Genomic DNA, 23,093 nt, shown 5'->3' on the forward strand with positions numbered 1-23,093 from the left:
ATAAAAGAATTTGGCACAGGCAAGGATGTCTTACAGAAGTTGTGAGCCGGATAGATAATGGATAATTGCTAAAGGCTCAGGCTATGAAATGACAGCGCTTTCTTTGTGTGGTGAATGAATTTATAATAACAGAAATTTCGGAAAATCTAGCATTATGGTTATAATGTTCATTTTGGTCTTTTTGGTCAATGAAAAAGTATCAGTGAAAATCAAGGTAGGGGGACCTTTTAATAGGACGGAAAAAGGATGACCCCCAAAGGTCATCCTTTCTTTACATGGAAACAATCATTACAAAATGACTAATGCAGTATGCATTTATGGGAAGTGCAAGGAGTGACCTCCAAAAGATATAAGATAAAAAGAGGCGCCCATATGGATATGGCAGCCTCTTTTTATCTTATATTAATAAAATACCTTAACTTTGACCGTTTTGGAGCCCCATTTGATAGCTCGGGATTTATTAGGGATAAAAACATCAATCTTGCTGCCCTTCACTGCACTGCCCTTATCCGCAGCAACTGCGTATCCATAGCCTTCCACATAGACTTTAGAACCTAATGGAATGATCCGGGGATCGACCGATATAGCCTTGATGGAAGGATTCTTTTTTAGATTTAGCCCGGTAGCGGTGATTCCGCTGCAGCCCTTGCATGATGCAGTGTAAGCTGTGGCTGTCATGGTAAGTTCTTTGAAAGCGCCTTGTTTAGCGGCAGGCTTTGCAGCTGCAGTCTTTACAGGGGCATTCTTTTGGACGCCAGGTGCAAGCTTTAAAACTTGAGAAAGCTTAATTGTATCTGAAGTAAGTTTATTCCATGATTTAATTTGCTGTACTGTAAGTCCGTTTCTCTTGGCAATAGACCATAAAGTATCACCGCTTTTTACCTGATATGTACTTGGACTTGCTGACGCCATGCCGGTAAAACCAAATGTTACTAAAATAGCTGCTGAGACATTGAGTAATAGTTTCTTCAAAATAGAATCTCCTTTACTTTCTATCATAGGACTTTAATACCATTTCTTTCGATTGTAGGATTATAATACCAGAGTTATGTAACAGGAATGTTTCAAACAGTCGGGTTTTATATTACAACTTGGTTACACGGTCAATCGATTGATTAAAAAAGGTAAGAAAGGTAAAGGCAAGAATCTAGCCGCTGAAATTACATAAAACAGGAATTTATGAAAGGTAGCTTACAGAAGAAACTCTGAGAATGTTTGTTTTTTCAGTAATAAGGGGAAAAAGAGACCCGGCTTTTCCGCCGGGCGTTAAGTATTTTGGTGAGCTTCTTCAACCGTGAATTCAAGACAATAGTCCACCAGCATTTTTTCATAAATGGCGAGAGACTCTATTTCGACGTATTCATCATTGCCGTGCCAGTTTCCGCCAGTAGGGCCAAATTCAATAGCGGGGATTCCATATGCTGCGTAAAACACGGTATCAGCAGAACCATGCTGACCAAACATTCGTGTTTCCTTATTGGAGTTTCTCTCAATAATCACCTTCAGCAGCGTAATATAAGGATTATCAGGCTGTGTTTTAACCGGCATAGAAAACATTTCCACTAAAACCTCGCCGTCTGTAGTGCTTTGAATTTGTTTTAAAATTTCATCCTTATCCTGGTTGGGGAGGTAGCGTATATCAAAGGTTAGCACACATGTTGCAGGAACCTTGTTAAAAACATCACCCCCGGCAATTTTTGCAAGGTTTATTGAGGGAGAGCTATAAAACGGGCTGCTTTCATCGGCAAAGGGAAGCTGTTTAATTTTTTCATAAACTGTCCATGCTTTTTCGATGGCATTAATTCCTTCCCAGGGCCTGCTGCCATGTGCAGGTTTTCCATGCACTAATATCTCCAGTCTAAGTACGCCTTTTGCCTGGAGGCCGATACCCAGTTGGGTTGGTTCTGAGCAAATGACAAAGTCGCCGAGAAAACCATGCTTTACAAGATGGCCAGTACAATTGAAACCACCTGTTTCTTCATCAGATACGATATGAAGCTGGATTTTTACGCGCAGATCTTTATCCTTTAGCTGGACCATGGCGCACATCATCGCTGCGACTCCGGCTTTCATGTCTGCAGAACCTCTCCCATAAAGCCTTCCCTTTCTTTCAATCGGAAAGAACTGTTCCGGTTTGCCCGGGACAACATCCACATGGCCGTTAAAGATGATTGTCTTGTTTCCTTTTCCGATTTCGCAAACAAGCATCTGATGGCCATTGTTTTCAATTATTTCCACAATTAATCCTCGATTGGAAAGCCATTTTGCACAAAAATATACTGCTTCATTAGCTCCCTCTCTATTTGAGCTATCGATCAAAATCAGCTCCTTAAGTAAATTGAATAGCATTTCTAACAAACCTCCTGAAAGAATATGTCCACTGTGCTGCATCCGGCTGCATCTATATCCGGACTGCTAGAAAGACTTCTGTTATGTATATACCCCTTGACTCGCGGTAATTCAACAATTTGGCGGAATCGCTCTGCTTTACCCTTTAGACTCTGTTGCAAACCAAGACTAAACTAATGGATTTAAGATTATTTTTTTGGAGAAAGTAGAAAGGAAATCGGATTCTGTATTTCTTGACTGATTTGTATATACAAGTTAAACTAACAGTGGAAAATTTGTATATACAAGTTACTTTTAATGATCTTTCATAATACCAATTACAATTTTAACGGTTTAATGAAAACGGTACCACAGGAGGAATGCTTTTTATGGCAAAAAATTATCGGCAGGCAGCCGAACAAATTGTTGAAGCAATCGGCGGAAAAGAAAACATCGTTTCGGCAACACATTGCGTCACACGCCTTCGTTTTGCCCTGGATGATGAAGAACGAGTAAATAAGGAAGAATTAGAAAAGATTGAAGCAGTTAAAGGTTCGTTTTCCACAAATGGACAATTTCAGGTAGTAATTGGCCAAGGAACAGTTAATGAAGTATATAAAGAAATGGTGTCTGTCGCAAATTTGGACAACGCTACAAAAGAGGACACAAAAGCCGCGGCTGAAAAAAATCTGAATCCGCTTCAGCGGGCAGTTAAAACACTCGCTGATATTTTTATACCGATTTTGCCAGCGATTGTTACAGCCGGTTTATTAATGGGGATAAATAATATCCTGACTGGAGCCGGGATTTTTTATGATGATAAATCTGTAGTGGAAGTGCATGAGCAATGGCGGGACTTTTCAGGCATTATTAACTTGATAGCTAATACTGCTTTCACATTCCTTCCTGCGTTGATTGGATGGTCCGCTGTAAAACGGTTTGGGGGCAGCCCTTTATTTGGGATAGTTTTAGGGTTGATGCTGGTACATCCAGACTTGCTGAATGCCTGGGGATACGCGGCAGCAGAGGCAGAAGGAAAGATACCAGTGTGGAACCTATTTGGATTTGAGATAGAAAAAGTAGGTTATCAGGGACAGGTCTTGCCAATCCTGTTTGCTTCTTATGTATTGGCCAGGATAGAAATTTTTCTTAATAAGCGTGTTCCTGATACAATAAAACTGCTAGTTGTTGCGCCTATTACATTGCTTGTCACGGGTTTTCTTTCGTTTATCGTTATAGGGCCGGTTACTTTTGCTGTAGGTAACGCAATTACATCTGTTTTTACTGGAATTTTTGATACCGTACCTGCTATTGGCGGGCTAATTTATGGAGCTCTCTATGCCCCATTGGTTATAACAGGTATGCACCATACGTTCCTTGCAGTAGATTTTCAGTTAATCGGTTCAATTGGCGGAACATTTTTATGGCCAATTGTTGCGATTTCAAATATTGCTCAGGGATCATCTGCGCTTGCAATGATGTTTGTTGCAAGGGATGAGAAGGTTAAGGGGTTATCGCTTTCTTCTGCAATTTCGGCTTATTTGGGAATTACAGAACCAGCAATGTTCGGAGTAAATATCCGTTTCCGCTACCCGTTCTTTGCAGCAATGGCTGGTTCAGCCTTAGCCGCGATTTTTATTACAGTGAATAAAGTCATGGCGCCTTCGATCGGTGTTGGAGGCCTGCCGGCATTTTTCTCAATCGTTCCAGAAAAATGGGGACCATTCTTTGTCGGCGTGGCTATTGCGATTGTAGTTCCTTTCGCACTTACTTTCTTGATGGCAAAGTTCAAAAGAGAAAAATAAATGATTGAATCCTTATAGAAAATAAACTGTTACAAGACCAAGGTTCAACTTTTTCAAATTTATAGAGGCGGTGTTAGTTAATGAAGGAATGGTGGAGGAGATCTGTAGTTTATCAGATATATCCGAGAAGTTTTAATGATACGACTGGGAATGGTGTTGGTGACATCCAGGGGATAATCGACAAACTTGATTATTTAAAAGAACTTGGTGTTGATGTTATCTGGCTGACTCCGATTTATTCATCCCCACAGCGGGATAATGGCTATGATATAAGTGATTATTATTCCATACATGAGGAATTCGGGACGATGGAGGACTTTGACCGTTTGCTGAATGAATCCCATGACAGAGGAATCAAAATCATCATGGACATAGTGGTCAACCATACATCAACAGAGCATGAATGGTTTCAGCAGGCAAAAAAATCGAAAGACAATCCATACAGGGATTATTATATATGGAAAGAATCAGCTCCAGAGGGAAAAGAACCAAATAATTGGGTATCGAAGTTTGGCGGCTCTGCCTGGCAGCTTGACCCAGCTACAGGAGAGTATTATTTGCATTTATTTGATGTGACCCAGGCAGATTTAAATTGGGAAAATGAAAAAGTCCGGGAAAGCGTTTATGAGATGATGAACTTCTGGTTTGAAAAGGGTGTCGATGGCTTTAGGCTCGACGTCATTAACCTTATTTCAAAGAGGCAGGATTTTCCTAACGATGTTCCGCCTGGAGACGGCCGAAGATACTATACGGATGGACCGCGTGTCCATGAATACATCCACGAAATGAACCAAAATGTATTTTCAAAATATGACGGTATGACAGTCGGTGAAATGTCTTCTACAACAATAGATCATTGTATTAAGTACACAAATCCGGAATCGCAGGAATTAAGCATGACCTTCAATTTCCACCACTTAAAAGTCGATTATCCTGGCGGCGAGAAATGGGCTGTTGGAGACTTTGACTTTATGGCCTTAAAGGATATTCTCTCTACATGGCAAGTGGAAATGAATAAAGGGGGAGGCTGGAATGCCCTGTTCTGGTGCAACCATGATCAGCCGCGGATTGTAACGCGATATGGAAACGATGGCGAATACCATAAAGAGTCTGCAAAAATGCTGGCAACCACTATTCATATGATGCAAGGCACACCGTACATCTACCAGGGTGAAGAATTTGGAATGACAGATCCTAAATTTGATGATATTTCGGATTACCGGGATGTTGAAACGCTGAATTATTATAAAATCATGAAAGACCTTGGTAAATCAAATGAGGAGATCATGGACATTATTAAGCGAAAATCACGCGATAATTCTAGGACTCCAGTTCAATGGAATGACTCAGCGAATGCAGGCTTTACGGAAGGCACACCTTGGCTGCCTGTAGCGAGCAACTATCCAGAGATCAATGCGGAAGAAGCCATGAAGAATCCGGACTCAGTGTTCTACCATTATCAAAAGCTAATTGCTCTTAGAAAAGAGCATGATATTATTACACACGGTAACTATGAGCTTTTGCTGCGTGACCATCCAGAACTTTTTGTATACACAAGATCAATGGATGATGAAATTCTATTATCGGTAAATAATTTTTATGGAAAAGAAACAAGTGCAAAGCTGCCGCTTGATTTAAATCTGGACGATTATGAATCAAATATTTTGATTTCCAATTATAGCGAATCAGCTGCTTATTCTAATGAACTGACCTTGCGCCCATACGAATCAGTTGTTTATCACTTGAAAAAGAAGTAAAGAAGCACTGATTTTATTGGATGTAAAGGATACTTGCTCATCCCTGCCATTGGCAGGGTTTTTCTTTTTAGTGTGTTAGCTTTGTGGGGATGTGGTAGTACCGAAGTCGCTATACTACAAGGAATGCTGCCGGCAGCGAAACATCGCAAAACAAAGCAACAGTTTTATGTGGACGTGGCCCACCTAGCTGTCCTTCCTCTGACAGAGTATTTGCCGTTTTCTTAGTAAATAAAATTTCTGTAATATAAGTGAAATGTTATCCTCCGCGTGAATAGGGGTATGTATATATTGAGTTCACTATAAAAGCAAGGAGGAAGATTACTATGGAAAAACGAGTAGTAGGAGTTTATAACAATGGTGATGAAGCAATCCGTGCAATTGAGGACTTGAAAAGACAAGGCTATGACCGGGATGATATTTCAGTGGTGGCAAAAGACCGCGATGAAGTCGCAGAAGTGAATGATGCAACAGATACAAAAACAGAAGAAGGGCTTGCAGCGGGAGCGGCTACAGGCGGTGTTCTTGGCGGTGTAGCTGGTTTACTGGCAGGCATTGGTGCTCTAGCTATTCCGGGTATTGGCCCAATTGTTGCTGCAGGGCCGATTGCGGCAACCTTGACCGGGGCAGCGGCAGGGGCTGGAGCCGGCGGTTTGGCAGGTGCGCTTGTTGGAATGGGAATTCCTGAAGAGGAAGCAGGCCGTTATGAAACTGATGTAAAGTCGGGAAAAATCCTTGTAATGGTTGATCCTGACGGAAAACGGGATAAATCATCGATGAGATTTACCAGCATGGATGACAATTTATCGACTGGCAGAGACAGAGACAGACTAATGGATAGAACTGATGATGGATTTCTTGGCGGCGACGGAACTATGCGCCGTTAAAACATAAATAAATTACTCCAGGCTGTGATGCAGGCTTTTTAATTTTTCCTTTAATGGAAAAGTTAGGTTTAAAAGTCAGTGCATTCACGGCTTTTTTTTATTTTAGTATAATAATCGTTTTTTTAAAATTATTACGATAATCGACTTGATCCCGTATTAACAAACTCAATTTTTTCTGCTACTTTTAGTACATACTTATAAAAGATAATAATGATATGGAGGAAAAGGAATGGATTTTGGTATTATTGCCTCTATCAGCATCTATATGATTGGAATGCTGGTTATAGGCTACTTTGCTTATAAAAGAACCGCCGACTTGTCCGATTATATGCTTGGCGGCAGAAATCTTGGCCCTGCGGTGACGGCACTAAGCGCCGGGGCATCTGACATGTCGGGATGGCTGCTGATGGGCTTGCCGGGTGCAATGTATGCAAGCGGGCTCAGCAGCGGCTGGATTGTAGTCGGACTGACCCTGGGGGCTTATTTAAACTGGTTATATGTTGCACCCCGCCTAAGAACATATACTGAAGTTGCGGACAATTCAATTACAATTCCCGATTATTTAGAAAACCGTTTTAAGGATACTTCTCGCATTCTAAGGATTACTTCTGCACTCGTTATTTTAATATTTTTTACTTTTTATACTTCCTCTGGAATGGTTGCCGGCGGAGAATTGTTTGAAACCGCATTTAACATGAATTATGTATGGGGAATATGGCTTACTGCCGGTGTCGTCATTCTTTATACTCTTTTTGGGGGCTTTCTCGCAGTTAGCTGGACTGATTTTGTGCAGGGAACGATTATAGTTATTGCTCTCGTCCTCGTCCCGATTGTCACACTCGTCCATACCGGAGGCATGGATACCACCCTTAATGAGATTCGCTCAATAGACCCTGAATTGCTTGAAGCATTTAAGGGTGCCACACCAATTGGAATCATCTCACTGCTGGCATGGGGACTTGGCTATTTTGGACAGCCGCATATCATTGTCCGCTTTATGGCTATCTCTTCGGTGAAGGAAATGAAAACCGCCCGCCGGATTGGCATGTCGTGGATGGTCTTCTCAATCGTAGGAGCAATGATAACCGGACTTTTTGGAATAGCCTATTTTAGTATTGAAAATCAAAAGCTTGAGAATTCTGAAACAGTTTTCATTGTGCTCTCTGAACAGCTGTTTCCGGGGCTGATTACCGGTTTTCTCCTGGCAGCAATCCTTGCAGCAGTAATGAGCACGGTAGCCTCGCAGCTTCTGGTAACATCCAGTGCCCTTACAAAGGACTTTTATAAAGCCTTTGTAAAACGTTCGGCTTCTGATAAAGAGCTTGTACTGGTAGGGAGGCTTTCAGTTTTAGGGGTCGCATTAATAGCGTTAGTTCTTGCGTTGAACCCAAGCAAAACCATTCTGGAACTTGTCGGGTATGCCTGGGCTGGTTTTGGGGCTGCGTTTGGCCCAATCATTTTGTTAAGTTTGTATTGGAAACGCATGACAAAAGCAGGGGCACTTGCCGGAATGCTTGCCGGTGCTGCCACTGTTATTATTTGGGAGAGGGTCGAAAAATTTGCTGCTGTATATGAAATCATTCCAGGGTTCATTGTGGGGGCACTCGCTATAATACTGGTAAGCCTGGCTACACCTAATCCATCCCGGCAAATTGAACAAGAGTTTGATGAAGCGGTAAATAAATTGAGATATTAATTGATCATGTTTAAAGCTGATGTTTCCTTATTTAGGAAAATATCAGCTTTTTTCTATATCGCCAGGAGATGGAATAGCAGACAAAGAGAAAGTTTTAAGAGGATGTGCTATCGCCATTGCAAACAGACTAAGGTTGTGACATGGTCTATGCTGCAAGACTGGCGATTAAAGCCGTTTTTTCTATTAGAGGAATCTTGTGTTTTTGTTCAAAAAGGAACCGGACTTGCACTTGTGGTAATATTAAACGGAATCGTGTCAACTTCGGTTAATCAGGGTAGAATAACAGTATAAAATTTATTCGGTTACGAAGCATCATTGCTAACAAAAGGAGAAATATATGAACCAATTAGTCAAGGAATTGAAACCATTTTTACATAAAGGCTGGGAAAATGCAGGATTTGATAATCCAACACCCATTCAAGCAAAAGCAATTCCTTTTATTTTACAAGGCAAGGACCTAATTGCGGAGTCACCTACCGGAACAGGAAAAACACTTGCCTATTTGCTGCCTTTACTGGAAGCAATTGATCCGCAAAAGCAAAGTGTCCAAGCCGTTATCCTGGCATCCTCCAGAGAGCTTGTGATGCAGATTAGTGAGGAAATCAGAATTTGGGCAGGGGACAGCGGTATTAGCGGTGCTTCGTTTATTGGCGGTGCTAATGTAAAAAGGCAGCTGGATAAGCTAAAAAAGAGGCCCCAAATAATTGCAGGCACGCCTGGACGAGTATTTGAATTAATCCAGCAAAAGAAAATCAAGATGCATGAGGTTAAAACCATTGTCCTTGATGAAGGAGACCAGCTTCTTGTCCCGGAGCATTTAAATACGATCCGAAATATAATCAAAACAACGTTAAAGGATCGGCAGGTACTGCTTTTTTCTGCAACATTGCCTCCAAAAACAGAGGAAATTGCAAGAGAATTAACTGTTGAACCGGAAATGATCCGGATTGGAAGGGATGAAAATATTCCTTCAAAGGTGGAGCACATTTATTTCCTGAGTGAGCCGAGAGAGAAAATAAAAATACTTGAAAAGCTTTCCAGGGTAAATGGAATGAAGGGGTTGGCATTCGCCAATGACATTGGCGAAATAAATGTGATAAGTGAAAAGCTTCAATTCAATGGCGTTGATTTAGGCGTGCTGCACGGTGAAACCAACAAAAGTGAAAGGGAGGCTGCCCTGAAGAATTTCCGCTCGGGGAAGTTCCCATTGCTTTTGGCGACGGATGTGGCGGCGAGAGGCCTTGATATAAAAGGTTTATCAGCAGTGATACATGTTAATTTGCCGCATAATATCGATCAATACGTTCACCGCTCCGGAAGAACTGGACGGGCTGGTGCTTCAGGGACTGTTATCTCGATTGTAACTGAAAGGGAGCTAAGAGAACTGAAACAATTTGCCAGAGAGTTAAATGTTCCTGTCAGTGAAAAAACTCTTTATAAAGGGGAAATATCCGACATAAGGCCGCAAAAGACAGCTCCCGCTAAAAAGAAGCAATGTGACAAGAGAAGCCGCTAAGAAAAGGTGGAAAATTTTAATTTAAAGTAAAGTAAAGTAAAGTAACCTGGCTAAGATAATGGCCGGGTCTTTTCTTTCTGTACAAATAATAATTGTGTTTTTGTTAAACACCATCATTTCCAGTTTAGCAAGGATGTTTTTGTCTTTCTCCTTTTTTTTTATTATCTCTGATACAGCTCCTCTGAATGTTTTGCTGAAAGCGGGTTTATTGAATAAGTAGTTTCTTTCAGTTAGCATTTAAACAAGATTAAACTTAGGGGAAGGATGCTGGATTATGAAAGGAAAAACAGCCCTTGTTGCGGGGGCTAGTGGATTAGTTGGAAATGAACTCCTTCATGTAATGTTGAAGGCTCAGGAATATGAAAAGATTTATGCAATCGTTAGAACACCCCTTGGGGTAGAACATCCAAAATTAATTGAAGTGGTTTGTAATTTTAACAAACTAAATGAATTAGAAGAATACTTTGGTGTAGATGATGTCTTTTGCTGTTTAGGCACAACAATAAAAACCGCAAAGACGAAACAAGCGATGTACAAGGTAGATGTTGAATATCCTTTAACCATTGCAAAGTTAGCACAAAAAAAGCATGCCAGCCATTTTCTGCTGATTAGTTCAATGAATGCTAATCCAAAATCTCCGCTATGGTACCCAAAGATGAAGGGAGTACTTGAGGAAAAGTTAATGGCTATCCCCTTTGATACGATTTCAATTTTGCGTCCTTCCCTTTTAATCGGAAATCGCAAAGAATACAGATTAGGGGAGCACATTGCAGCTAAAGTTTTTCATGGAATATCATTTCTCCTGAAAGACTCATGGAAAAGCCGCCTAGCAGTTGAAGCTAAGACTGTAGCTTTATCGATGTATTACATTTCTAAAATGGACAAGAAAGGAGTAAGTATCTACTCGGCAAACTCGATAGCAGACATAGCCCGAAGCAGGAGAGATAAATAGCTCAGTCTGATGTTTATAACCATTACGTAAAAACTTAATCTAATTGAAACTCTGAATAAACAATTGCGTTAATATTGAGGACTTCAATTAGACGCATTGGGACGCATTGAGCCTAGGAATGATTCCATTCTTAATTCATTTCTTTACATTAAATACTGTAAAATGATAAAATTCAAACAATCAGGAGTATAATACTATCAGGCAAAGAAATGGGATTGAATATCATAATCAAATCCTTCTAATTGTGATGGTATACGCTTTTGATTTCTGAAAATATTTGAATAAGCAGTCCTTCGGGGTCGGGTGTGAGTCCCAACCGGCGGTGATGAAGCAATTCTAAGCCCGCGAGCCTTAATAGGCAGGATTTGGTGTGAATCCAAAGCCGACAGTATAGTCTGGATGGGAGAAGGACGTATGGAATGTATTTAAGCAGCAGCCTATTTTGAAAAAATTCAAAGGTAGGCTTATTTCGCTGTACACATGAAACCATATTCTCCCTTAAACCCCTTAGAACACCTGAGGGGTTTTTTTGCAAATGAGAAAGGGGGTTAAGAAAATAGACGAACAATTTTATATGAATCTGGCTTTGGAATTGGCATCCGCCACAAGAGGGCAAACAGCTCCAAACCCTATGGTTGGCTCAGTGATCGTAAATAATGGGGAAATTGTCGGAATGGGTGCCCACCTAATAGCAGGGGAACCGCATGCTGAAGTTCATGCTTTACGAATGGCAGGTGAAAAGGCAAAGGGAGCAGCCATATATGTAACACTCGAGCCATGCAGCCATTATGGGAGAACTCCGCCTTGTGCAGAGGCTATTATTGCAGCGGGCATAAAAAGGGTAATCATAGCCTCTCAAGATCCGAACCCCCATGTGTCAGGAAAAGGCATTAAGCTGATGAAGGAAGCGGGAATTGAGGTAACTATTGGTGTCCTTGCCCAAAAGGCAGACAAGCTCAATGAGGTATTTTTCTATAACATGGCTAAACAACTTCCATTTGTAACTATGAAACAGGCCATTACATTAGATGGGAAAATAGCTACAAAAACGGGGCATAGTAAATGGATCACTGGGGAACTCGCTCGGCAGGATGTTCACATTGACCGCAGTGTGCATGATGCAATATTAGTCGGCAGCAATACAATTTTAAGAGATAACCCCAGGCTTACCAATCGGAGTCAGACATCTAAAAGGCAGCTTATTCGGCTTATTCTGGATACTAATTTAAATATACCTAAAGACAGCAATGTATTAACAGATGGAGCAGCTCCTACGTGGATTATCACTGGTTCGGAAATAACGGATGAAAAGGCAGCTCAATATGCAAACGAGTATATTAAAGTAATAAGGATGAGTACTCCTGAAATTCAAATAGAGGAGACCTTGAAAGTGCTTTTTGAAAATGGAATTACTTCAATTTATGTTGAGGGAGGCCAACAGGTTAACGCCAGCTTTTTAAAAAGCGGTTTTGTAAACCGGATCGTTACATATCTTTCGCCAAAAATAATAGGAGGAAGTGAAGCTCCTAATATGATTGGCGACCTTCAGATAATGACCATGAGTGAAGCCTTCCAGCTATCTTTTGAATCTATTGAGCAGCTTGGTGACGATATTAAGATCACTTCAAAACTGAAATAAGGTGAAATAATGTTTACTGGAATTATAGAAGATATTGGAAAAATAAAAGCGATCCGGCAGGGTGCCAATAGTATGGTACTAACATTGTCTTCAGGAAAAATTACGGAAGATATGCGCCTTGGCGATAGTATTTCAGTGAATGGTGTTTGCCTAACTGTGACATCCTTCAGCGGAGAAGACTTTACTGTTGATGTCATGCCTGAGACTGTAAAAGCAACGTCTTTAAGAAGCTTGAGGGTTGGATCATCAGTAAATCTTGAACGTGCTATGAGTGCAAATGGGCGATTTGGGGGGCATTTTGTTACCGGGCATGTGGACGGGACTGGAACTATAGTAAAAAAAGAACGGAAAGAAAATGCTGTCTACTATGTAATCGACATCGGTGAAACTCTGGCGAAAAACTGTATTCCAAGAGGTTCTATCGCACTTGATGGAACCAGTCTTACGATTTTTGGTCTGGAGGGAAATATAGCCACAGTGTCACTGATTCCACTCACCCACCAGGAAACTGTCCTGGGTATGAAACAAGCTGGGGATATTGTTAATGTGGAAACAGACATGATAGGAAAATACATTTTTCGAAGCATGGAACAAACAAATAAAAAACAGACTTTAACCATGGATTTTCTTGCAGAACATGGATATTAAAAGGGGCGGTGAAAAGTATGTTTAACACGATTAACGAAGCGCTTGAAGATTTAAAAAACGGAAAAGTCATTATTGTTGTTGATGATGAGGATCGAGAAAATGAAGGTGATTTTCTTGCTCTTGCTGAGAAAACAACTCCTGAAGTGATTAATTTCATGGTCACTCACGGACGAGGGTTAGTTTGCACGACTATTACAGAAGAACTGGCTGCAAAATTGAACTTGATGCCTATGGTCGAGCAAAATACAGAGCATATGGGAACAGCATTTACTGTAAGTATTGATCATAAGAACACAACGACAGGAATCAGTGCAGCTGAACGATCGTTAACAATTATGGAATTATTGAATAAAAACTCAGTGCCTTCTGATTTCAAGCGTCCAGGACATATATTTCCAATTGTCGCAAAAGAAGGCGGCGTATTAAGGAGAGCGGGGCATACAGAAGCTGGCGTAGATTTGGCCAAGCTTTGCGATGCGACACCTGCAGCGGCAATTTGTGAAATTATGAATGAAGACGGTACTATGGCAAGGGTACCTGACTTAAAGCTGATTGCTGAAAAGCATGGTTTGAAAATGATTACAATTGCTGACTTGATTAGGTACCGCCATAAGACTGAGCAGCTCGTGAAAAGGGAAGCAGATGTAAAAATGCCAACGTCCTTTGGAGAATTTAGAATGGTTGGTTACTCCAACCCTCTGGATGGTAGGGAGCATATAGCTCTTGTGAAAGGTGAATGGAAAGAAGGCGAGCCTGTCCTAGTACGTGTGCACTCTGAATGCATGACTGGCGACGTTTTTGGTTCTCATCGGTGTGACTGCGGTCCGCAGCTGCATGCTGCACTGGCACAGATTGAACAAGAAGGACAGGGTGTACTTTTATATATGCGCCAGGAGGGCAGGGGCATTGGCCTCTTGAATAAGCTCAGGGCATATGAGCTTCAAGAGCAGGGCTATGATACGGTGGAAGCTAATGAAAAGCTTGGTTTCCCTGCAGAACTCCGTGATTATGGTATTGGGGCACAAATCCTGCGGGATTTAGGTGTCGAGAAAATGCGTTTGTTGACAAATAATCCTAAAAAAATATCTGGACTGACAGGATATGGACTGGAAATTACAGAACGGGTGCCTATCCAGGTGCCATTTGAAAAGAATAATGAAAAGTATATGAAAACCAAACAGGATAAAATGGGACATTTGTTCACATTCTAAAGGAGGAAAAAGCATGGGTAAAGTGTTTGAAGGTAATTTAGTAGGTACAGGACTTAAAGTAGGAATAGTGGTAGGGCGCTTTAATGAACTTATTACAGGCAAGCTGCTTGGAGGAGCTATGGACGGGCTGAAGCGCCATGGAGTATCTGAAGATGACATTGATATTGCCTGGGTTCCGGGAGCCTTTGAATTACCGCTTATCGCAAAAAAATTGGTAAATACAGGTCAATATGATGCTGTTATTGGTCTCGGTACGGTAATTAGAGGAGCAACTACACATTATGATTACGTTTGTAATGAAGCTGCAAAAGGAATCGCTTCGGTTTCCCTTGAAACAGGAGTACCAGTCATTTTTGGTGTTCTTACAACTGAAAACATTGAACAGGCAATCGAACGAGCTGGGACAAAGGCTGGAAATAAAGGATATGATGCAGCTGTATCTGCTATCGAAATGGGTAATTTACAAAAAGCGATCGGCTAATAGTTCTGGAGGTATAGTCACTTAAGTATCTGGCGAATTGGAAAGAGGCTGTCCGAAAAGTAGTTTTTTCAGCACAAATGTTAAAAAAACAAAACCCAAGAATGCTGTTATATCAACATTCTTGGGTTTTTATTTTGGTAGAATTCTACCCTATAAAGGACTTTCTGGACAGCCTCTTTCATTTTTTTAAAATGCTATTTTCCAGAGTCTTTAGTATATCAGATTTAATGGATGTCCACAGTTCCTGGTCAGTAATAAAACGGTTGGTTACTGTCTCGATAAAAAGTTTGAATGCTGAGTTATATGCAGGATCCTCTTTTGCCGGCATTGTATTTTCTTTTAGGTCATCAACAAAAGCCTGTACTTCCGGAGCCCTTGGTCCCCACCTGGCAACTTCGTCTCCATTTGAATCAATAAAGATAAAAATCGGTATGGAACGGGCTGTCCCGTTTGTCAAATACTGATCCATTAGCTCAAGGTTTTCATCCCGGATTAAAAAGCGGATATCAATGCCTGCTGAACTGGCAATGTTCAATAAGATTGGGATGTTTACCATTGCATCACCGCACCAGTCCGCTGTAAGGACAATGGCTCGGAGCTGATTCTCTTTTAACGGAGCAAGTCTTGCCTCATCATCGATATCAAGCTGGAAATTTTCCTGTACCGATTTCAGATTTTCTTTATGAACCTTCATGCTATCCAAGTATTCTTCTTTTGTCATTCCCTTTTCAAACCAGCTGTTTAATGAACTCATACACAATCCCTCCTATTGAACACATTTTACCATAATGATTTAATAGTTTGTTTGTCGATGCTCTAGAAGCTTTTTTTGATTGTGCTCTTTTAAGAAAGGAAAAAGCATCACTGGAAAGCACGCCTGTATTTCCATAAAAAAGGAGTGTTCATAATCTATGAGATTAAAACACTCCAAAGATCTATACCCTTTAATATTATTCTGAAAAATTGCTTTATCTATGTTACCAAGTTATTTTGCCGCTTTTTGAAGCTTATGGATAACCTCTAGCGAGCGGCCAGTTCCAATTGCTACAGCTTCCAATGGATTAGGGGCAACATGGACTGGTACGACAATTTCTTCGCTTAGCCATTCTTGCAAGCCATTCAATAATGCTCCGCCTCCAGTTAAAATCACACCCTGGTCGACAATGTCGCCGCTAAGCTCAGGAGGGCAATCTTCAAGTGTGGAACGGATCGCTTCGAGAATATGTAAAAGAGATTCTCTAATAGCGGTCTGGATTTCGTCAGAAGTAAGATTAATCGTTTTCGGAAGGCCGGTTACTAAATCACGTCCACGGATATCCATTGAAAGAATATCATGCTTAATGAGCGCATATCCGATTTCCATTTTGATTTGCTCTGCTGTTCTTTCGCCAATTAATAGATTGTATTTCTTTCTTACATGCTGAATGATATCATCATCAAGCTGGTCTCCGCCAATCCTGATAGAATTGCAGGATACGATTCCGCCAAATGAGATGATTGCCACTTCTGTTGTACCGCCTCCGATATCAACGACAACATTGGCAATCGGTTCATCAACCGGTAAATCCGCCCCAATTGCAGCTGCTACAGGCTCTTCTATAAGATGAACATGCTTTGCGCCGCAGCTTTTTACTGAGTCCTGGATTGCCCGGCGTTCTACCGAAGTAGACCCGGAAGGAGTACAAACGACAACATTAGGCTTCCGGATTGAAAGGCCCAGCTGTTTGCCGGCTTTTTTCATGATTTGCTTCAGCATTTGTGTAGTAATGTCAAAATCGGCAATAACTCCATCTTTAAGCGGGCGTACCGCTACGATATTGCCCGGTGTTTTACCTATCATATTTTTTGCATCTGTTCCAACTGCAAGTACTTGTTTTGTTTCGGTGTCAATTGCTACGACAGAAGGTTCGTTTAATACGATTCCTTTATTTTTGCTATATACTAATGTGTTAGCTGTTCCTAAATCAATTCCAATTTCAGTATTGTTAAACAACCCAGTCACCCCTTAATCAGATTCCCATATAAGCATTCTACATAATTTGTCGTATTTATGGGGGTATCTGGTTGTGGTAAATAATGGGTAACATACTATATACGCTTTCATTGCCTTAATAAAAGGATTCTTAGGGAAAAGGGATTTTTTTCTGCATGTAATAGTTCTGTGGCTACTTTATAACTTTTAGTGGAAATTAAACGATGATTATTTTTATTTAGCAATTATTTCCCAGCAGGGAGCTGAAAATAAGGAAGAAAGAAGCCTCCCGTTGATTTTGGGAGGCTCCAATCTTAATTTTCTCAACTATATTAAGAACGGCTAACAAAGAAAGGCAATGTTTCAATTCCGATTAAACGGGCATAGGTGAAAAGCTGGCCCTTATGATGAATTTCATGATCCTTCCCGCTTTCTAGCAAGGCTAGTCCAGGCATTTTCATGCCATAGAACTCAACAAGCTGTTCTAATTGTTCATCAGTAAGAGATTTAAGATCGGATACTGTTTTCTCTGTTTCAGCCTGAACAACAGCTTTTAAATCGCGGGCTGTTTCAACGGATATTAATTCAGGTGGAGGGGTAAACACACCTTTCTTCACTGTTTGTACGAACATGCTGGTTGCGCCTGTTATATGCAGAACCAGCTCCGATAGATTCATTGCATTTTCCCATGGTTTGAAATGTAGCTGCTCGTCACCAAAAGTATCTACTAATTCAAGCAATGCTTTGCGGTGGCTTACCCAGCTGTCGATAAAACCATTAATTTTTGCCATAATTAACGCTCCTTTAATACCGGCATGAAAGCCTTAGTCTAATGAAGACATTATATAATATGATTATCAAGTTTCAAACTCAGGCGCCTTGGTTTGCTCCTAGGTTTTGCTTTTCAAACATTCTGAACATAAGATGATATATCAAGGAGCTAAGCAAAGCCAGCAAGGCTAGCAATAGAAAAGTATTGAAGTAGCCAAACCATGCGGACAGCGGGATGGATAAGGGAGCGATCATCCTTGCGATTGTGAAACGCAGGCTGCCAGCAGCAAAATACTGGCCCCGCATATTATCTGGAGCAAGCTTTGAAATGAAGCCCTGCTGGATTCCGACTCCCATTAACTCAGCAAATGTGAAAACGGCCATTGCTAGTATCATTCCCCATATCCAATTAGTCTGGCTGAACATCATTATGGATAAAGCATATACAGCAGATGAGAGGATAAAAACGTTTTTCTCTTTGTACATGGTCATCCATTTGGTTACAGCAATTGTAAAAAGGGCAACCAGAAATCCGTTTTCCGAAATGAGAACCCCAAAAGCCTGCTCCCCGGCAATCATAAAGGAGCGGTCGCCTAACGAAAGAAGAACCTGGGAATCAATAATAACATCCTTAGTATAAACGGGAATCAGAAGATCCAGCTGCATGAAGGTTTGTCCGGCCAATACCCCTGCAATAATAAATAGAAGGAACGTTTTGTCCTTAACAATAACCCGATAATCCTTTAACTGGTCCTTGAAAAAGCGGGTCCAGTTTTTCGTGGATTCATTCTCCGGGTTGTGTACAAAAGGAGGTGCTGTTTCGCCTAAGAGCTTAAGAAGGATTAGGCCAAGCAGCGTATTCAAAATAGCGGCAGCAAGTAAAAGTTCAAACCGATGCTCTGCATAGAAAATGCCTCCGATAATAGGGCCTATAACAACAGCTATATTAATAGAAGTGTAAAAAATGGCAAAAACATTGTTCCGGTCCTTTTCCGGCACCACATCAGCTACCATCGCCTGGCTTGCCGGCCAGTAGAAGGAACCAAAAATACTTACAGCTGTAAAACTGATAAAGCCCAATACTGGGGAGTCAAGCCATGGGGAGCTGGCATATGCAAAAAGAAAAAAAGCAAGTCCTTGTCCAATCGCCGACAGTACCATCATCCGCTTCCGTCCATACCGATCAGCACAATAGCCACCCATTAAATTTGCAGCAACCGAAAATACCTGTGAAAAAATTAAAAGCAACCCGGCTGCAGTTTTTCCAAACGACTCAGTAAAGTAAATCGCAAGGAAAGGAAAGAACATCCAGAATGAAATATTCACCAGTGCCTCTCCAGCCAAACGGATTTTCAAGTTCCTATCCCAGTCTCTAAGACGCATATATTAGTTCTCACTTTCTCCAGAGTTATTAATTATCGATAACATAAAATTTATATGGGACATTCTGTACCATCTGCTTGCGCTTTTTTACTATAACCCGCTGGTTTTAAAAAGTATATGGAAATTTCAGTGTGTGTTTAAAGAGCACAATTGCCCTTTAAGAGATTACAAAATTTTGCTTATAGCATCATTAATGCCAGCATTGGGAAAAATTTTGACAATTCTCCCGTATTTCCCGGACAATATTTTCCTATAGCACAAAAAACAGAGGTAAACCGACAAAATAACCAAAAATTCATAATAAATTTGAAATATAAATAGAGTCAACCTCCTATAGATCACTCTTATTTGCAGTAACATCAAATAGTTACCTTGAAATAATCGAGCTATGTAGCTGGGAGTAATAACTGGTCAACAAGCTTACACTTTCATCACATGTGGAAAGAATAGCTGCGCTTAATACATGATCCAGAAATCTAGAACTGTATCATTTAAGATAGTTTTATTGTTTCGGAAAGGGCAAGTATTGATAAAAGAGATTGATTTACTTGAAATATGGAAAGATAAATAGCAAAGAGACCGGAAGAGGAGGAAAGAAAGTTATGGAGAAGAAATCGCTTCGGGCTATCATTGTAATCGGTGTAAACGAGGGTTATGGAGAAAATGAAGAGACAGATCCTCTCCAAATGGCAGTTCAAGCCTGGCAGGAAGTCGCAGAAGAGTTATATGGAAAAAAGGGTATTTATGTATCAGCAATTGCCCATAAAAGCAAGGCGGTGTACAGAAGGGAATGGGGATGCCCCGCAGGAGGAGAAGATACTGTGACTTTCACAGCTAGTACGAATCCGGAATATAATAGTGATGTTGAGGTTTGGAAGGAAGCAGTAGAGAACATAACGAAAAAGATGAAAGATTTGCTGAAGCAGGATACAGTCACACTGGAGTTTGAAGAAACCAAAATGGTGTTTTTTGACTAAAACATGTTTGCATTGGAATGCAGGCGGGTAAAAAAATTAAAACAGCCAGCGTAATGCTGACTGTAAATGTAGTGATTAAATTCTTTTGCTTCCTATGTATTTATTTTTCCAATAAGAGCTGTTTAATGAATCAATCCTTACGCCTTTAGAAGATGAGGCATGGATAAATTTGTTGTTTCCAATATAGATTCCGGCGTGAGAAGCGCCTTTTTTATATGTAGTAAAAAATACTAAATCACCTTCTAGAAGATCAGCTTTGGCAACTGCTTTGCCTTTGGTGAAAATGGAAGCTGCAGTCCGTGGCAATGTTTTTCCTGTAGCTTTTTTATATGTATATCCTAAAAATCCGGAACAATCGAATCCACTCGGAGTTGTTCCGCCAAATTTATATTTCGTTCCTATGTATTTCATTCCTTCGGCTACAATATCTTTTGTTGAAGCCTCAGCAGTGTCAAAAGGAGCAACTAAACTAAATAATATGCTAAGCGATAATAAAGCAGCAACTACAATCCTCTTCATTTAATCCTCCAACAATTCTTAGAAAGTTCCGTCTTTCCTTCAATAAATTCACTATATCAAAAATTTGCAAAAATTTTAGTTACAACTCTATTAAGTTTTATTACAAAATGATTACAAAAACGACATAATTGTTTGCCGATTGACATAATAGCCACACGTAAAATGATTTGATATTACATAGAGAATAATAGCGAGGGTCTTTACCTATCCTAATGGCTTGTGAAGGTAAAAACTGACACTTGATTTGGGAGGAATGGGGCAAGAGAAAATGGTATAATCAGGAGTAATAACATTAAAAGCAATCGTAAAGGAGGGAAGAGGATGGACTTTTCTCATATTATTGCCGAGGATAAAATTAAGAAAGCCATAAGGGAAGGTGAGTTCGACAACTTGCCGGGTCGCGGGAAACCATTGGTACTTGAAGATCTGTCTGCTATTCCCGAAGATTTGCGCATGGCTTATAAAATGATGAAAAATGCCGGGATGATAGTGGACGAGGGTTCATATAAAAAGGAATTCATGCAGATTGAGGATCTTCTTGCAAACTGCAAGGATAGCCAACAAAAGAAAGAACTAGAGCGGCAGCTGACAGAAAAGCGGCTCCGTTATCAAAAATACAAACAAAAAAATTCTTCTCATTCATCCGTCTTCAGAGAATATGAAAATAAACTAAATGATTTATTATCATAAAATATGAAAGAATTAGCTCACGGTAAATTTGAGAGCTTTTTTATTGGCTTTAAACTGGTTATTTCACTAATGTGGTTCATCATTAATACGGTAAATTTTTTTATCTCCCGAGTAAAGTTCAAAAATAGACTCATTTTTTGTTCATATCTACCGATATAAACAAAAGAGTAACTTGAATATTTGAAGAACGGGTGAGTTTTGTGGATAAAGCATCGATTATAGGGTTTGTATTAGGATTAATAGGCGTCTTCGTGGGTATGTACATGAAACACGTCTCACCATCAGTTTTGTTAAACCCGGCAGCTATTTTAATTATTATAGTAGGAACTATGGGTGCGGTAGTTACCGCATTTCCAATGTCTGAGCTAAAGAAAGTCCCTAAATTATTTAAAATAATTTTCTCCGAGCAGGTGCTGACAACACCTGAAGAGTTAATCAAGACGTTTTCCGAGTGGGCAGTCATTGCGCGTAAGGAAGGACTTCTAGCTCTTGAAGGAATTGCTGAACAGGTTGAAAACCAGTTCTTGAAAAATGGTTTAAACCTTGCTGTAGAGGGACAAAGCGCCGATTATATCAGGGATATTCTTTCTGAAGAAATCGATGCAATGGAAGAGAGGCACCAGGCAGGGGCAGCGATATTTACACAGGCCGGCACATATGCACCGACTCTGGGGGTTCTTGGGGCAGTAGTTGGTTTAATTGCTGCACTTGGAGATATGAAGAATATTGATGCGCTTGGAGTAGCCATTTCAGCTGCTTTTGTTGCAACACTTATGGGGATTTATACAGGTTATGTCCTATGGCATCCATTTGCAAACAAACTGAAGAGAAAGTCTAAACAAGAAGCACGCATCAAGAACATGATGATTGAAGGAATCTTATCAATCATTGAAGGTGAGGCACCGCGAACAATTGAACAGAAGTTGACTTCATATTTACCTGCAGAAGACCGTAAAAAATACCTTGAAGGAAACGTGAAACAGGATGGCTAAACGAAAAAAGCATCAGCACCATGAAGAGCATGTTGATGAATCATGGCTAATACCATACGCAGACTTGTTAACGCTTTTGCTTGCCTTGTTTATTGTACTTTTTGCCTCTAGCTCAATCGATGCGAAAAAATTTGAACAAATGTCAAATGTATTCAATCAGGTTTTCAACGGCGGGACAGGTGTGATGGATTACGAGGCGCCTGTACCTGATCCTTCTTCCTCTTCTGCCGATAAACAGGAAAAAACGGCTGAAACCTTTGCTAAGGATGATGATGGTAAGGGAAACTTTGGACAGCAGGAACAGAAAGAACTAGCTGAAATTCAGGCACGGGTAAATCAATATATCCAAAAAAACCAGCTTACTGATAGAATTGGTACCAATCTCACGGAAGAAGGCTTGCTCTTAACTATCCGGGATAATGTTTTATTCGAATCGGGAAGTGCAGAAGTAAAGGAGATTCACAAGGGAATTTCAAAAGAAATATCGGAATTGCTGGTAATGGATCCTCCACGAAATATAGTAATTAGCGGACATACTGATAATGTGCCAATCGAAACATATCAATTTCGTTCGAATTGGGACTTGAGTGTTATGCGTGCCGTTAATTTTATGAAGATCATGCTCGAAAATAAAAAATTGGATCCTGTATGGTTTAGTGCAACAGGATTTGGTGAATTTAAACCAATTGCTTCGAATGATACTGCTTCAGGAAAGTCAAATAACAGGCGAGTCGAGGTTTTGATAAAGCCGCGGACACCTCTTGATAACAGTTAATATAAAAGACCGCGGCAGTTTCTCAATTACAAAAACCCCTAAAGGGGTTTTTGTCAGGCTGTTGAGAAAGTTTTTTCTCAGCAGCTTTTTTGCGTTC

General features: G+C 40.5%; 21 protein-coding genes and 1 riboswitch. Of the genes, 14 read left to right on the plus strand and 7 right to left on the minus strand.

Annotated elements, in window-relative coordinates:
- Positions 1-402: 402 nt before the first annotated feature.
- Both D0469_RS13390 and D0469_RS13395 read right to left on the minus strand, forming a co-directional pair.
- A complete protein-coding gene (locus D0469_RS13390; protein WP_117327246.1) occupies positions 403-972 on the minus strand; it encodes a 3D domain-containing protein in 570 nt (189 codons plus the stop codon).
- A gap of 294 nt (positions 973-1,266) precedes the next feature.
- Positions 1,267-2,349 carry a M20 family metallopeptidase gene (locus tag D0469_RS13395; protein WP_117327247.1) on the minus strand — a complete coding sequence of 361 codons (1,083 nt, stop codon included), beginning with the start codon at positions 2,347-2,349 and terminating at the stop codon, positions 1,267-1,269.
- 368 nt (positions 2,350-2,717) lie between these two features.
- Between D0469_RS13395 and treP the strand changes: the two genes are divergently transcribed.
- The 10 genes from treP to ribH all read left to right on the plus strand — a co-directional run bounded on the left by treP (position 2,718) and on the right by ribH (position 14,917).
- Positions 2,718-4,133: a PTS system trehalose-specific EIIBC component gene (gene treP, locus D0469_RS13400; RefSeq protein ID WP_117327248.1), complete on the plus strand. Its 1,416-nt coding sequence runs from the start codon at positions 2,718-2,720 to the stop codon at positions 4,131-4,133.
- 80 nt (positions 4,134-4,213) lie between these two features.
- Positions 4,214-5,890 (plus strand): alpha,alpha-phosphotrehalase, encoded by a 1,677-nt coding sequence (gene treC, locus D0469_RS13405; RefSeq protein ID WP_117327249.1) that lies wholly within the window; start codon positions 4,214-4,216, stop codon positions 5,888-5,890.
- A gap of 323 nt (positions 5,891-6,213) precedes the next feature.
- Positions 6,214-6,774, plus strand: coding sequence for a general stress protein (locus D0469_RS13415; RefSeq protein ID WP_117327251.1), 561 nt, complete (start codon positions 6,214-6,216; stop codon positions 6,772-6,774).
- Positions 6,775-7,003: 229 nt separating this feature from the next.
- Positions 7,004-8,470, plus strand: coding sequence for a sodium/proline symporter PutP (putP, locus tag D0469_RS13420; protein WP_117327252.1), 1,467 nt, complete (start codon positions 7,004-7,006; stop codon positions 8,468-8,470).
- A 337-nt stretch (positions 8,471-8,807) separates the two neighbouring features.
- Positions 8,808-9,986 carry a DEAD/DEAH box helicase gene (locus D0469_RS13425; RefSeq protein WP_117327253.1) on the plus strand — a complete coding sequence of 393 codons (1,179 nt, stop codon included), beginning with the start codon at positions 8,808-8,810 and terminating at the stop codon, positions 9,984-9,986.
- Between the two features lie 274 nt (positions 9,987-10,260).
- Positions 10,261-10,938 carry an NAD-dependent epimerase/dehydratase family protein gene (locus D0469_RS13430; RefSeq protein WP_117327254.1) on the plus strand — a complete coding sequence of 226 codons (678 nt, stop codon included), beginning with the start codon at positions 10,261-10,263 and terminating at the stop codon, positions 10,936-10,938.
- 285 nt (positions 10,939-11,223) lie between these two features.
- A riboswitch (FMN riboswitch) is annotated at positions 11,224-11,353 on the plus strand.
- 141 nt (positions 11,354-11,494) lie between these two features.
- Positions 11,495-12,577 (plus strand): bifunctional diaminohydroxyphosphoribosylaminopyrimidine deaminase/5-amino-6-(5-phosphoribosylamino)uracil reductase RibD, encoded by a 1,083-nt coding sequence (gene ribD / locus D0469_RS13435; RefSeq protein WP_142919190.1) that lies wholly within the window; start codon positions 11,495-11,497, stop codon positions 12,575-12,577.
- Positions 12,578-12,586: 9 nt separating this feature from the next.
- Positions 12,587-13,225: a riboflavin synthase gene (gene ribE, locus D0469_RS13440; protein ID WP_117327255.1), complete on the plus strand. Its 639-nt coding sequence runs from the start codon at positions 12,587-12,589 to the stop codon at positions 13,223-13,225.
- A gap of 17 nt (positions 13,226-13,242) precedes the next feature.
- Positions 13,243-14,436, plus strand: coding sequence for a bifunctional 3,4-dihydroxy-2-butanone-4-phosphate synthase/GTP cyclohydrolase II (locus tag D0469_RS13445; RefSeq protein WP_117327256.1), 1,194 nt, complete (start codon positions 13,243-13,245; stop codon positions 14,434-14,436).
- A 13-nt stretch (positions 14,437-14,449) separates the two neighbouring features.
- Positions 14,450-14,917: a 6,7-dimethyl-8-ribityllumazine synthase gene (ribH, locus tag D0469_RS13450; RefSeq protein WP_117327257.1), complete on the plus strand. Its 468-nt coding sequence runs from the start codon at positions 14,450-14,452 to the stop codon at positions 14,915-14,917.
- 178 nt (positions 14,918-15,095) lie between these two features.
- Here the strand turns inward: ribH and D0469_RS13455 are convergent, their stop codons facing one another.
- The 4 genes from D0469_RS13455 to D0469_RS13470 all read right to left on the minus strand — a co-directional run bounded on the left by D0469_RS13455 (position 15,096) and on the right by D0469_RS13470 (position 19,043).
- Positions 15,096-15,671 (minus strand): thioredoxin family protein, encoded by a 576-nt coding sequence (locus D0469_RS13455; RefSeq protein ID WP_117327258.1) that lies wholly within the window; start codon positions 15,669-15,671, stop codon positions 15,096-15,098.
- A 231-nt stretch (positions 15,672-15,902) separates the two neighbouring features.
- Positions 15,903-16,910, minus strand: a complete 1,008-nt coding sequence (gene mreBH, locus D0469_RS13460; RefSeq protein WP_117327259.1) for a rod-share determining protein MreBH — start codon at positions 16,908-16,910, stop codon at positions 15,903-15,905.
- 311 nt (positions 16,911-17,221) lie between these two features.
- Positions 17,222-17,680, minus strand: coding sequence for a DinB family protein (locus D0469_RS13465; protein ID WP_117327260.1), 459 nt, complete (start codon positions 17,678-17,680; stop codon positions 17,222-17,224).
- Positions 17,681-17,759: 79 nt separating this feature from the next.
- Positions 17,760-19,043, minus strand: a complete 1,284-nt coding sequence (locus D0469_RS13470) for an MDR family MFS transporter (protein ID WP_117327261.1) — start codon at positions 19,041-19,043, stop codon at positions 17,760-17,762.
- A gap of 602 nt (positions 19,044-19,645) precedes the next feature.
- Here D0469_RS13470 and D0469_RS13475 point away from each other — a divergent pair.
- Positions 19,646-20,020, plus strand: coding sequence for a hypothetical protein (locus tag D0469_RS13475; protein WP_117327262.1), 375 nt, complete (start codon positions 19,646-19,648; stop codon positions 20,018-20,020).
- A gap of 75 nt (positions 20,021-20,095) precedes the next feature.
- Here D0469_RS13475 and D0469_RS13480 read toward each other — a convergent pair whose 3' ends face one another.
- On the minus strand, positions 20,096-20,539 hold the full coding sequence (locus tag D0469_RS13480; protein WP_117327263.1) for a C40 family peptidase: 444 nt from the start codon (positions 20,537-20,539) through the stop codon (positions 20,096-20,098).
- A gap of 321 nt (positions 20,540-20,860) precedes the next feature.
- On the opposite strand from D0469_RS13480, the gene D0469_RS13485 reads away from it, so the two are divergent.
- The 3 genes from D0469_RS13485 to motB all read left to right on the plus strand — a co-directional run bounded on the left by D0469_RS13485 (position 20,861) and on the right by motB (position 22,996).
- Positions 20,861-21,229 (plus strand): DnaJ family domain-containing protein, encoded by a 369-nt coding sequence (locus D0469_RS13485; protein ID WP_117327264.1) that lies wholly within the window; start codon positions 20,861-20,863, stop codon positions 21,227-21,229.
- Between the two features lie 200 nt (positions 21,230-21,429).
- A complete protein-coding gene (gene motA, locus D0469_RS13490) occupies positions 21,430-22,221 on the plus strand; it encodes a flagellar motor stator protein MotA (protein WP_117327265.1) in 792 nt (263 codons plus the stop codon).
- Positions 22,214-22,996, plus strand: a complete 783-nt coding sequence (gene motB / locus D0469_RS13495) for a flagellar motor protein MotB (protein ID WP_117327266.1) — start codon at positions 22,214-22,216, stop codon at positions 22,994-22,996. The genes motA and motB overlap by 8 nt, the downstream gene beginning before the upstream one ends.
- Positions 22,997-23,093: the final 97 nt, after the last annotated feature.

It is taken from the genome of Peribacillus saganii, assembly GCF_003429095.1.
GTDB lineage: Bacteria > Bacillota > Bacilli > Bacillales > DSM-1321 > Peribacillus > Peribacillus saganii.